The organism is Thiocapsa sp. C2-2m (genome assembly GCF_041903745.1).
In the GTDB taxonomy this organism is placed as follows: Bacteria; Pseudomonadota; Gammaproteobacteria; order Chromatiales; family Chromatiaceae; genus Thiocapsa; species Thiocapsa roseilacustris.
This window is the reverse complement of record NZ_JBBWVD010000008.1, coordinates 71,750-83,304: the sequence shown is the minus strand read 5'-3', so window position 1 is coordinate 83,304 and position 11,555 is coordinate 71,750. Positions and strand designations below refer to the sequence as shown.

Below are 11,555 nucleotides of genomic sequence, written 5' to 3'. Positions count from 1 at the left end.
GCCGGACGCCCTCGAGCCCACCGGGGTGAATCGTGGCGCTCGCGCGCTGTTATCATCGTTGCGCTAGGGGAACAGTACGCCGAACGGGCGAAGAATGATCGAGGAAAGGGCTGGTCGGAACAGGGTGTCCTACCAAAAAGGCATTAGAAGTTAGAACCTTGGATCTGGCGCTCCCTAGGGGGTTCGAACCCCTGTTACCGGCGTGAGAGGCCAGCGTCCTAACCGCTAGACGAAGGGAGCAGGTACTGCGGCGTGGAAGCGCGTATTATACGCGCATCACGGCGCTCTACAAGCCGGCTGTGACCTTCCCCTTACCAATGGCTGCAGCTTTGCGCCCCGTCGTGCTCGGCACCGGGTGTCGCCTTCATGGGTGCGGCCCTCAGCGATCAGGAATTCCTCCGAAAAGGTGATGCAGGAACCTTTCCAAAACACGAGCTCGGACGCGATCGCGGCGACCCCATTGATCGTGCCTCGGCCCGAGCACGGGATCTCGCGCGCGAACATCAGCGAGAACGCACTCAAGGTGCTCTACCGTCTGAAGCAAGAGAATTTTCAAGCCCATTTGGTCGGCGGCGGCGTGCGTGACCTTTTGCTCGGTCACGAGCCGAAGGATTTCGACGTGGCGACCGACGCGACTCCCGAAGAGGTCCGGCAGGTCTTTCGCAACTGTCGTCTGATCGGGCGACGCTTTCGTTTGGCGCATGTCCATTTCGGGCGCGAGATCATCGAGGTGGCGACCTTCCGAGGGACGACGACATCTGACGGCGACGAGAACGACAGGCAGATGGAGAACGGTCGGATTCTCAGGGACAACACCTACGGCACCATCGCCGAGGACGCTTTGCGCCGGGATTTCACGGTCAATGCGCTCTACTACAATATCGCCGATTTTTCGCTCATCGATTACGCCGACGGGCTCGAGGACATCAAGGCCGGTCGGCTGCGTCTGATCGGCGACCCGGAGCAGCGCTATCGCGAAGACCCGGTGCGGATGCTCCGGGCGGTGCGCTTCGCCTGCAAATTGGGCTTCACGATCGAGCCGCAGACCGAGCAGCCTCTGTTCGAGCTTGCGCACCTACTCGCCGACATTGCCCCGGCGCGACTCTTCGATGAGCTGATCAAGCTCTTCCATTCGGGGTACGGCCTCGGCGTCTTCGAGAAGCTGCGACAGTACGGGCTGTTCGGGGAGCTTTTCCCGGCGACCGAGGACTGCTTGGCGCGGGAAGACCAAGGTTTCCCCCTCACCTTCGTCAGTCGGGGTTTGGCCAATACCGACAAGCGCCTGTACGAGGACAAATCCGTCACGCCGGCCTTCCTGTTCGGCGTGCTCCTCTGGGAGCCGGTCCGGCAGCGTTTCGAGGAGTATCTGGCCGGCGGGGAGGCTGCCAACGAGGCGATGTTCTTGGCGGCGAGCGAGATCTGTTCGCAGCAGCAATCGCTTGTTGCGATCCCGAAGCGATTTTCGCTGCCGATGCGCGAGATCTGGTCGATGCAGCCTCGCCTCGAACAGCGTGACGGCAAGCGTCCACAGCGCTTGGTGACGCATCCGCGGTTCCGGGCCGCCTATGACTTCCTGGTCCTGCGCGCGGAAGCCGGCGAGGCGGATCCGGAGCTGGCGGCTTGGTGGACGCGCTTCCAAGAGGCGAGCGGGCAGGAGCGCGCGAACATGACCGAAGGCGGGGCCAAACGGCGGCGGCGTCCGCGGCGGCGCAAGAGGGGAGATGCCGCGGGTCGCGGGACGGAGGCGGCGGGCGTCGTGGAAAGCGGCGGCTGATCCTTCGGTTCGGACGCGATCGAGCGCTGGGTAGCGTTGCTCGATCTCGGCCACTATCCTCGCTTCTATCGAGCCTGATCCTCGGAGTCGACCATGTCTCTCGCGCCGATCTCGGTCGCCACCCTCGCCGGTATGAAGGCGAAGGGCGAGCGTATCGCTTGTCTCACCTGTTACGACGCCAGCTTCGCGCGCCTGCTCGATACGGCAGGTGTCGATCTGATGCTGGTGGGGGATTCTCTCGGAATGGTGCTCCAGGGGCACCGCACGACCGTGCCGGTCACGATCGAGCAGATGGTCTATCACGCGGCTTGTGTTGCGCGCGGACGGGGGCGGGCATTGCTGGTCGTGGATCTGCCCTTTCTCGCCTGCGCGACGTCCGAGCGCGCAATCGATGCGGCCGGGCGGCTGATGCAGGAGGGCGGGGCGGAGGTGGTGAAGCTCGAGGGCGGGGCGCCGATGCTGGAGACGGTGCGGCGTCTGACGGATCAAGGCGTGCCCGTGTGCGCCCATTTGGGACTTCTACCTCAGTCGGTGCACCGCATCGGGGGTTATCGTTTCCAAGGTCGGGACCACGCCTCGGCAGAGGCGATCCGGCACGATGCCATCGCCATGCAGGAGGCCGGCGCGAGCCTCTTGGTCTTGGAGTGTGTTCCCGAGGCGCTGGCCTCCGAGATCGCCTTGACCCTGGCCATCCCGGTTATCGGGATCGGCGCCGGGGCAGGATGCGATGGCCAGGTGCTTGTGCTCTACGACATGCTGGGACTCAATCCGGGTCGTCCGCCGAGCTTCAGCCGGAATTTCGTGACCGGGCAGGTTTCCATCGCGGATGCGGTCGCGGCCTACGTCCGAGCGGTGAAGGCGCGTGAGTTCCCCGGCCGTGATGAGATACCTTATTGATGACGGATCGATACCGAATCCGAGCCGATCAAGCAGTGTCGGCCACTGCAGCGGGATAGGGCGATGAACACGATCGAGACCCTGGTGGACTTGCGGTCGCAGGTGCGTGCTTGGCGTGCCGCCGGCGAGTGCGTGGCCTTTGTCCCGACGATGGGGAATCTGCATGCCGGGCATCTGACCTTGGTCGCGGAGGCGCGCGCGCGCGCGCCGCGGGTGGTCGCGAGCATCTTCGTCAACCCGATGCAGTTCGGTCCCGCCGAGGATCTCGACGCCTATCCGCGGACCTTCGCGCGCGACCGGGAGCTGCTCGAGGCGGCGGGTTGTGACCTCTTGTTCGCCCCGAGTGTCGCGACCGTCTACCCGCGCGGCAGCGAGGCGCAAACGCGCGTGGAGGTGCCGGGACTCTCCGATGTCCTCTGCGGCGAGAGCCGTCCCGGACATTTTCGCGGCGTGGCGACGGTGGTGTGCAAGCTGTTCAATATGGTGCAACCCGATGTCGCACTGTTCGGCGAGAAGGATTTTCAGCAGCTCTTGGTGATCCGGCGGATGGTCGAGGACCTTGACATGCCGATCGAGATCGTCGGGGTGCCGACGGTGCGCGAGTCCGACGGGCTCGCCATGAGCTCGCGCAACGGCTACCTTTCGCCGTCGGAGCGGGCCCGCGCGCCGGCGCTGCGGCGGGTGTTGATGGCGGCTCGGGAAGCCTTGCTGGCAGGACATGCCGCGGCGTCGGTCGAACGGGAGGCCGAGGACGCTTTGCGCGAGGCCGGTTTGACCCCAGACTATGTCCAAGTGCGTGCGGCGGATGACCTACGCCCGGCAACGGAGGCCGACCGAGATCGGGTGATCCTCGTTGCCGCCTATCTCGGTCGGGCGCGTCTGATCGACAATCTCTGGGTGCAGCCGGACGCGAATGCTGCGCCGCAACAAACGCTGCGGTAGACTACGCCGATTCTTAGATCGAGAGCGCTTCGTTCAGGTCACGAAGACGCGGCCATCCCGGCCTTTCGGAGGATTGAAGACATGCATCTGACCTTATTGAAGTGCAAGCTGCATCGGGCTTGTGTAACCCACGCGGAAGTCGATTACGAGGGCTCCTGTGCCATCGACGAGGAGCTGTTGCAGCTGGCCGGCATTCGCGAGTACGAGCAAATTCAAATCTACAACGTCACCAACGGCGAGCGGTTCACGACTTATGCCATCCGCGCCGAGCCGGGCTCGCGTATGATCTCGGTCAATGGGGCTGCGGCGCACAAGGCCGCGCCGGGCGATCGCGTGATCATCTGCGCCTATGCTGCCATGACCGAGGCCGAGGCTGATGCCCACAAGCCGGTGCTCGTCTATCTCAACGAGCACAACCGCGTGACCCGAACCGGGGATTTCATCCCGGCGCAGGTCGCGTGATCTCGCTCAAATCGGCCCGACCGAGGACGACTTTTTTTTAGACCTCCACCCGGTTCCGCCCGACCGGGAGGCTACGCCGATGCGGCGCTCGCCTGAGCCGCCTCCGCCGCGATCGCCCGCTCGGCGATCGCCTCCGCGTAAAGCCGCACATAGCTGCGTGCGCTTGCCTCCCAACTGAAGTCCTGACGCATCCCTGTCGTTGCGAGCGTACGCCACGTCTGCGGATTGTCGCGGTAGAGTTGTAGGGCCTGTCGGACGGCGTCGAGCAGGGCATCGGCGCGTGGCTCGTCGAACAGAAAGCCGGTCGCGGTGCCGTCGGCGAGCGTGTTCGGGGTCGCGTGGACGACGGTGTCGGCCAGCCCGCCGGTGCGGTGGGCGATGGGCGGCGTCCCGTACCTCAGGCTATAGATCTGGTTGAGCCCGCAGGGCTCGAAGCGCGATGGCATCAAGAAGGCGTCCGAGCCGGCCTCGATGCGGTGTGCACGCGACTCCTCGTACTCGATGAAGCCCCCGACCTGACGTGGATACTGGGCCGCGATGGCCAAAAGCGCCTGCTCCGTGCTGCGCTCTCCGGTCCCCTGGAAGACGACCTGGATGCGTGGGTCTTCGAGAAGCCGCGGGAGCATGGCGAGGATCAGGTCCACACCCTTCTGCTCGACCAGGCGCCCGATATAGCCCAGGACGAAGGCGTCCTCGTTGCGCGGAAGCCCGACCTCGCGTTGGATGTCGAGCTTGTTCTCCGCCTTGAGTCCAAAGGTCTCCGGGTCATAGCATTGGAGGATATAGGGATCGGTCAGGGGATCCCAGATCCGATAATCGACTCCGTTGAGGATGCCGCTGAAGCGGCTGCCGATCTGGCGTAGAAGTCCGTCGAGCCCGAATCCGAAACGTGCCGTGCGTACCTCCGCGGCATAGCATGGGCTGACGGTGTTGACCCGATCCGAGAAGATGATTCCTCCCTTGATGAAGGACATTCTCTGATGGAACTCCAAGCCCGAGACACTCCAGAGTGCAGGCAGCAGGCCGAGGCGCTCGAAGGTCGCGCGATCGAACAGACCCTGGTAGGCGAGATTGTGGATCGTAAACACGGTTGCGGGACGTCGGGGCAGATCCTGAAAGAGCGCCGGAGCCAGTCCGGTTTGCCAGTCGTTCCCATGCAGCACATCCGGTTGCCAGTCGACTGCCGGCAGCCCGCGAGCGATCAGGGCAATGACCCGACAGAAGAGCAGGAACCGCTCGGGGTTATCGCCCCAGTCGCGTCCGCTAAGGTCGGTGTAGGGGTTGCCTTCGCGGCAGAAGTGCTCGGGTGCGTCGACCAGATAGATCGGCAGGTCGTGATCCGGATGCTTGCCTTCGAGAATGCGCACCTGGGTGCGACTCGTCGGGATCTTCAGCTCGCACAGCATCTTGGCGTCGCGCAACTGGCGTGCCGCGCGAGGATAAGCCGGCAGTATGAGCCGCGCGTCGTGGCCCAGGTCGCGCAATGCCGCCGGTAGACTGGCAGCGACATCGGCGAGACCGCCGGTCTTGATCAGCGGGTGAGCCTCGCTGCTCGCCATGAGGATATGCAGCGGCCGCTCCGGCGCGGTAATGTCCGGGGATAGAAGTAGCGTTGGCTCCATGGAGGGTCCCTAAATCCGAGCGAAGCGGTTGCCGGCGCGGCACGCCTGGCTTGGCAACAGTATGACAGGGCTCACGTTATCACATTTGTCCGCGATCGAGGCACCAAGGCCATGCTGGATCCCTGTACCATCCTGATCTTCGGCTCGACGGGTAACCTGGTGAGCATCAAGCTGCTCCCGGCGCTCTATCACATCGAGGCGGCGGAACGTCTTCATCCGGAGACTCGTATCATTGGATTCGGCCGACGCCCTTGGTCGGATGACCACTGGCGCGAGGAGGTCCGGGTGAGGCTTGCCGAACGACTGCCCGGCGCCACCGACGCGTGTGTCTTGGGGCGTCTGCTCGGTCGGATGCTCTTTGTCGAAGGCGACTTGGAAGAGTCCGCCGGTTACGTTCGCCTGGCCGAACGATTGCGCGAGGAGACGGACATCCCGGCCAACCTCATGACCTATCTGGCGGTGGCGCCGAAGCATTACGGCGGTATCGTGGACAACCTCGCCGCTCATGGTTTGAACACCGAGGACGGACGTTGGTCGCGTCTGGTAGTCGAGAAACCCTTCGGTTTCGACCTCGAGAGCGCGGCCATCCTCGATCGCCGCATCCGGCGTTGTTTTGGCGAGTCGCAGATTTTTCGCATCGATCACTATCTGGGCAAGAGCACGGTTCAGAATATCCTGGTGTTCCGCTTTGCAAATTTGCTGCTCGAGCCCCTTTGGAATCGCAACTATATCGATCATGTCCAGATCTCGCACGCCGAGGCGGCCGGGATCGGGGAGCGCGCCGGTTTCTACGACGGTGTGGGCGCCATGCGCGACATGATCCAAAGCCATCTGTTGCAGATGCTGACCCTGGTGGCGATGGAGCCTCCACCCTGTTTGGATGCCGAAGCGCTGCGCGACGAAAAGGTCAAGGTCCTGCGCTCCATCCGGCCGATCCCGCGCGAGGCGGTGCATGCCCAAGCCTTTCGCGCGCAATACGGGTCCGGCGCTTCCGGCGGAAGCAAGGTTGCGGCCTATCGCGACGAGCCCGGCGTTGGGCACAACAGCACCACCGAGACCTATGCCTCGCTGAAGCTCTATATCGACAACTGGCGCTGGCGCAACGTGCCCTTTTATCTGCGTACCGGAAAGCGTCTTGCCCGCAGCAATTCCTTGATCGCCATCCGGTTCAAGCATCCGCCGCAGCAGTTGTTCCGCTATACGGCCATCGAGCAGCTCAAACCCAACTGGTTGCTGCTCAACATCCAGCCCAACGAGTGCATCCGCATGGAGATCCAGGTCAAGCAGCCCGGACTTGAGATGCGCACCCAAACCGAGCGGTTGGACGCGAGCCGATGCACCATCCCCTCCGAGCAGATCGATGCCTACGAGGCGCTCATCCTGGACGTGATCGAGGGCGACCATACCCATTTCCTGCGTTTCGACGAGGTCGATTGGGCTTGGCGGGTGGTCGATCCGATTCTGAAGCTGTGGTCTACCGAGCGCGATTTCATCCAGACCTATCCGGCCGGGTCCTGCGGGCCGCCCGAAGCCAACCGTTTGTTCGATCGGGATGATCAGTCTTGGCGCGAGGGGATGGACGAGTGAGTTGCGAGACCGTCGAGCCGGGAAACTGCATAATCTGCCAATGCCTTATCAGGAGAATCTCATGACGTCACTCATTAATCAAACACCCGCATGGCTGGCGCTTGAGCGGCACAGACACGAGATGCAGGGTGTCGCGATGCGCGATCTCTTCGCCTCCGATCCCGGCCGTGCCGACAGGATGCGCCTGTCTGTCATGGGACTGCATCTGGACTACTCGAAGAATCTGGCTACACCGCGGACCCTTGCGCTGCTGCTCGATCTGGCTGAAACCGCAGACATGAGCGGTTGGATCGCCCGGATGTTCGCCGGCGAGCCCATCAACAACACCGAGGAGCGCGCGGTGTTGCATGTCGCCCTGCGCAATCGCTCCAATCGACCGATCTTGGCCGAAGGTCAGGACGTGATGCCCGGGGTTAATCGCGTGCTCGAGCGTCTTGAGTCGTTCGTTGGGCTGGTCCGCTCGGGCGACTGGAAGGGATTTCAGGGTCAGTCCATCCGCGATGTCGTCAACATCGGCATCGGCGGCTCCAACCTCGGACCCAAGATGGTCTGCACGGCGCTCGGCGCTTACGGCAGCAACGATCTGCGGGTCCACTTCGTCTCGAACGTCGACGGGACCCATCTCCTGGAAACGCTCAATGACCTGGATCCGGCACGCACACTCTTCATTGTGGCCTCCAAGACCTTCACAACACAGGAGACCATGACCAATGCCATCAGTGCTCGCGATTGGCTGCTGGCGGCGGCGCGCGACCCAGCGGTGGTCGCCAAGCACTTCGTCGCGGTCTCGACCAATGCCGAGAAGGTGTCCGCCTTCGGGATCGACACCCGGAACATGTTCGGGTTCTGGGATTGGGTTGGCGGACGCTACTCGCTCTGGTCGGCCATCGGTCTGCCGATCGCGTTGGCGGTCGGCTACGAGCGCTTCGTGGAGCTGCTGGAAGGCGCCTTTGCGATGGACGAGCACTTCCGAACCGCCCCGCCTGCGGAAAACATGCCCGTCGTGCTGGGCCTGCTCGGGGTCTGGTACGCCAATTTTTGGGACGCACGAACGCATTGCGTCTTGCCCTACGACCAGTACCTGAGGCTCCTGCCGGCGTACCTTCAGCAAGGCGATATGGAGAGCAACGGCAAAGGCGTTACCCGCGAGGGTGTCGCCGTGGACTACACGACCGGCCCAGTCGTTTGGGGCGAACCGGGCACCGACGGGCAACATGCCTTCTACCAGCTCATTCATCAGGGCACGCAACTGATCCCGGCGGATTTCATCGGCGCGATCAAGAGCCACAACGAGCTCGGCGATCACCACCTGAAGCTCATGGCCAACTTCTTTGCGCAAACCGAGGCACTGATGCGCGGTCGAACCATGCAGGAGGCGCTCGCCGAGATGCTGAGTGCCGGAGTGCCCGCGGATCGGGCGCAGTTCCTCGCGCATCATCGCACCTTCCCCGGAAATCGACCCACCAACAGCATTTTGATGGAGCGCCTGACCCCCTTCACTCTTGGGGCCTTGATCGCGCTCTACGAGCATCGGATCTTCGTACAGGGCGTACTTTGGGGGATCAACTCGTTCGACCAGTGGGGCGTGGAGCTCGGCAAACAGCTTGCCGGGGTCATCCTCGAGGAGCTCTCCGACGGGAAGATTACGGCAGATCACGATGCATCGACGCGCTCCCTGCTGAGCGACTTCATCCAGGGCCGCTGCGCCTGAGGTCGATGCATCACATCCGCGCGCGATGTGATGTCGAGGCGGGGCGCCGTTCGGGTCTGGTCGCCGACGGGGCTGCGGGGTGACCCGAGCTCAGCAAGCGTTCACCGGGGATGCTCCGTGCGGGATGAACCCCGGCGTCGGCGCGCTGTCTTTAAAACGGCGTGGCGTCTTGGTGCTAGTCTCTATGCATCGGCGTGGGGCGACGGTTGCCCACCACTGAAGCGTGCGGAGGGGAGCGTCCGGTCGAGTCGTCGTTGATTTCGGCAAAATCCGTTCGACCGAAACGCTGCTATGTCGCTCGTACGGCGACATCAGCGCCCATCGGCGGGTCCGATTGACGCTGTCGATCCCCCGGCCAGTAGCTGCACCTTTGTGGTGCGGAATTCTGCCGAGACGGTGCGCTGCTGTACCGAGCTCGATCCGGCCCGGTACCGGCGCAGTGCAGTTGCGGCGTTCAATACTATGGCGCGCATATTGCAAATATCCGAATCCAAGCCTTGTCTTTCCTACAGTTCGCCCCGAGCACTACACCGAGGTGAGATGCAGTCGACAATGGGGTCGGGCAAGCAACATCAGCTTCCGAGCGAGGTAACATCTATGTCGATCTTCGAACGCTACCAGGCACGCTACGAGTCATCCCGCGAGGAGGTGATGAGCCTGGACGACTACTTGCAACTGTGCAAGTCCGACCCGAGCACCTACGCAGGGGCGGCGCAGCGCTTGCTGTCGGCGATCGGCGAGCCGGAGCTCGTCAATACCCGCGACGATCCGAGACTCAGTCGTATCTTCCAAAACAAGATGATTCGACGCTATCCCGCGTTCTCCGAGTTCTATGGTATGGAGGAGGCGATCGAGCATCTGGTCTCCTACCTAAAGCATGCGGCTCAAGGTCTGGAAGAGAAGAAGCAGATCCTGTATCTCTTGGGACCGGTCGGCGGCGGGAAATCGTCTCTCGCCGAGAAGCTCAAGGAGCTCATGGAGGTGCGACCCTTCTACGCCATTCACGGATCGCCCGTGTTCGAATCACCCCTAGGATTGTTTTCTCCCGAAGAAGACGGCCCCATCCTCGAGGAAGACTATGGAATTCCGTCGCGCTACCTGCGGACGATTATGTCGCCATGGGCGGTCAAGCGTCTGCAGGAATACCGCGGCGACATTACGCAATTCAAGGTTGTGAAACTCTACCCGTCGGTTCTCGAGCAGGTTGCCATCGCGAAGACCGAGCCCGGTGACGAGAACAACCAGGACATCTCCTCGCTGGTCGGCAAGGTGGACATCCGGCAGTTGGAGCGATTTGCTCAGCACGACGCGGACGCCTACAGCTACTCCGGTGCACTGTGCCGTGCAAACCAAGGCGTGATGGAGTTTGTCGAGATGTTCAAGGCACCGATCAAGGTGCTGCATCCGCTTCTCACCGCGACCCAAGAAGGCAATTACAACGGAACCGAGGGTCTGTCCGCGCTGCCGTTCCAAGGCATCATCCTTGCGCACTCCAACGAGTCGGAATGGCAGAGCTTTCGCAACAACAAGAACAACGAGGCATTCCTCGACCGTGTCTTCATCGTCAAGGTTCCCTATTGCCTGCGCGTCAACGAAGAGACTCAGATCTACGAGAAGCTGCTCTTCAACAGCTCGCTTTCCGATGCGCCTTGTGCGCCAGGAACCCTGTCGATGATGGCACAGTTCTCGGTGCTGACGCGTCTGAAAGAGCCCGAGAATTCGAGTATTTTCTCGAAAATGCGCGTCTACAACGGGGAAAACCTCAAAGACACCGATCCGAAAGCCAAGTCCATGCAAGAGTATCGGGACTATGCCGGGGTCGACGAGGGGATGTCGGGCATCTCGACACGCTTTGCGTTCAAAATCCTCTCGCAGGTCTTCAACTTCGATCACAGCGAGGTTGCGGCGAATCCCGTTCACCTCTTGTACGTTCTCGAGCGCCAGATCACGCGTGAGCAGTTGCCTCCCGAAACCCACGAACGCTATCTGAGCTTCCTCAAGCAATACCTCGCGCCTCGGTATGCGGAATTCATCGGTAAGGAGCTTCAAACGGCCTATCTCGAGTCCTATGCGGAATATGGCCAGAACATCTTCGATCGCTATGTGACCTATGCCGACTACTGGATTCAGGATCAGGAGTATCGTGACCCGGATACGGGCGAGATGATGAATCGCAGCGGACTCAACGAAGAATTGGAGAAGATCGAGAAGCCGGCCGGGATCTCCAACCCCAAGGATTTCCGAAACGAGATCGTGAACTTCGTGCTGCGGGCGCGCGCGAACAACGGCGGTGCCAATCCGAAGTGGACCAGCTACGAGAAATTGCGTGTTGTCATCGAGAAGAAGATGTTCTCCAACACCGAGGAGCTTTTGCCTGTCATTTCCTTCAACGCCAAGGCGTCGGTCGACGAGCAGAAGAAGCACGATCAGTTCGTCGATCGCATGACCGAGAAGGGCTATACGCCAAAGCAGGTTAGGCTGCTGTCGGAATGGTATCTCCGGGTGCGCAAATCGCAGTAGACGAGACGGGGAGACACCGATCAGAGCGGTGTTTCTTTCA

The 11,555-nt window shown here is 62.1% G+C and carries 8 protein-coding genes and 1 tRNA gene; 7 read left to right on the top strand and 2 right to left on the bottom strand.

Translation table 11 applies throughout. The annotated features are described in order from the left end of the window. Nucleotides 1–165 precede the first annotated feature (165 nt). Nucleotides 166–240 (bottom strand) — tRNA-Glu (locus AADX97_RS07810). A 169-nt stretch (nt 241–409) separates the two neighbouring features. Between AADX97_RS07810 and pcnB the strand changes: the two genes are divergently transcribed. The 4 genes from pcnB to panD all read left to right on the top strand — a co-directional run bounded on the left by pcnB (nt 410) and on the right by panD (nt 4,075). Then, nucleotides 410–1,774: a polynucleotide adenylyltransferase PcnB gene (gene pcnB / locus AADX97_RS07805; RefSeq protein WP_374233526.1), complete on the top strand. Its 1,365-nt coding sequence runs from the start codon at nt 410–412 to the stop codon at nt 1,772–1,774. 93 nt (nt 1,775–1,867) lie between these two features. Then, complete coding sequence (panB, locus tag AADX97_RS07800) at nt 1,868–2,671, top strand: 3-methyl-2-oxobutanoate hydroxymethyltransferase (RefSeq protein ID WP_374233525.1); 804 nt, start codon at nt 1,868–1,870, stop codon at nt 2,669–2,671. Nucleotides 2,672–2,734: 63 nt separating this feature from the next. Then, nucleotides 2,735–3,613 (top strand): pantoate--beta-alanine ligase, encoded by an 879-nt coding sequence (gene panC, locus AADX97_RS07795; RefSeq protein WP_374233524.1) that lies wholly within the window; start codon nt 2,735–2,737, stop codon nt 3,611–3,613. A gap of 81 nt (nt 3,614–3,694) precedes the next feature. Next, entirely contained in the window at nt 3,695–4,075 is a 381-nt protein-coding gene (gene panD / locus AADX97_RS07790) for an aspartate 1-decarboxylase (RefSeq protein ID WP_374233523.1), read from the top strand. A gap of 71 nt (nt 4,076–4,146) precedes the next feature. On the opposite strand, the gene glgA is transcribed toward panD, so the two are convergent. After that, nucleotides 4,147–5,697, bottom strand: coding sequence for a glycogen synthase GlgA (gene glgA, locus AADX97_RS07785; protein WP_374233522.1), 1,551 nt, complete (start codon nt 5,695–5,697; stop codon nt 4,147–4,149). Between the two features lie 111 nt (nt 5,698–5,808). Here glgA and zwf point away from each other — a divergent pair, with 111 nt between their 5' ends. The 3 genes from zwf (at nt 5,809) to AADX97_RS07770 (ending at nt 11,515) form a co-directional block, all read left to right on the top strand. Beyond that, entirely contained in the window at nt 5,809–7,284 is a 1,476-nt protein-coding gene (zwf, locus tag AADX97_RS07780) for a glucose-6-phosphate dehydrogenase (RefSeq protein WP_374233521.1), read from the top strand. A gap of 61 nt (nt 7,285–7,345) precedes the next feature. Beyond that, a complete protein-coding gene (gene pgi / locus AADX97_RS07775) occupies nt 7,346–8,995 on the top strand; it encodes a glucose-6-phosphate isomerase (protein WP_374233520.1) in 1,650 nt (549 codons plus the stop codon). A gap of 597 nt (nt 8,996–9,592) precedes the next feature. After that, nucleotides 9,593–11,515 carry a PrkA family serine protein kinase gene (locus tag AADX97_RS07770; protein WP_374233519.1) on the top strand — a complete coding sequence of 641 codons (1,923 nt, stop codon included), beginning with the start codon at nt 9,593–9,595 and terminating at the stop codon, nt 11,513–11,515. Nucleotides 11,516–11,555: the final 40 nt, after the last annotated feature.

What these genes read in the sequence shown, in the direction of transcription:
- panC (WP_374233524.1), top strand. Translation starts at nt 2,735, where the DNA reads ATGAACACGATCGAGACCCTGGTGGACTTGCGGTCGCAGGTGCGTGCT.
- panB (WP_374233525.1), top strand. Translation starts at nt 1,868, where the DNA reads ATGTCTCTCGCGCCGATCTCGGTCGCCACCCTCGCCGGTATGAAGGCG.
- AADX97_RS07770 (WP_374233519.1), top strand. Translation starts at nt 9,593, where the DNA reads ATGTCGATCTTCGAACGCTACCAGGCACGCTACGAGTCATCCCGCGAG.
- pcnB (WP_374233526.1), top strand. Translation starts at nt 410, where the DNA reads ATGCAGGAACCTTTCCAAAACACGAGCTCGGACGCGATCGCGGCGACC.
- glgA (WP_374233522.1), bottom strand. Translation starts at nt 5,697, where the DNA reads ATGGAGCCAACGCTACTTCTATCCCCGGACATTACCGCGCCGGAGCGG.
- zwf (WP_374233521.1), top strand. Translation starts at nt 5,809, where the DNA reads ATGCTGGATCCCTGTACCATCCTGATCTTCGGCTCGACGGGTAACCTG.
- pgi (WP_374233520.1), top strand. Translation starts at nt 7,346, where the DNA reads ATGACGTCACTCATTAATCAAACACCCGCATGGCTGGCGCTTGAGCGG.
- panD (WP_374233523.1), top strand. Translation starts at nt 3,695, where the DNA reads ATGCATCTGACCTTATTGAAGTGCAAGCTGCATCGGGCTTGTGTAACC.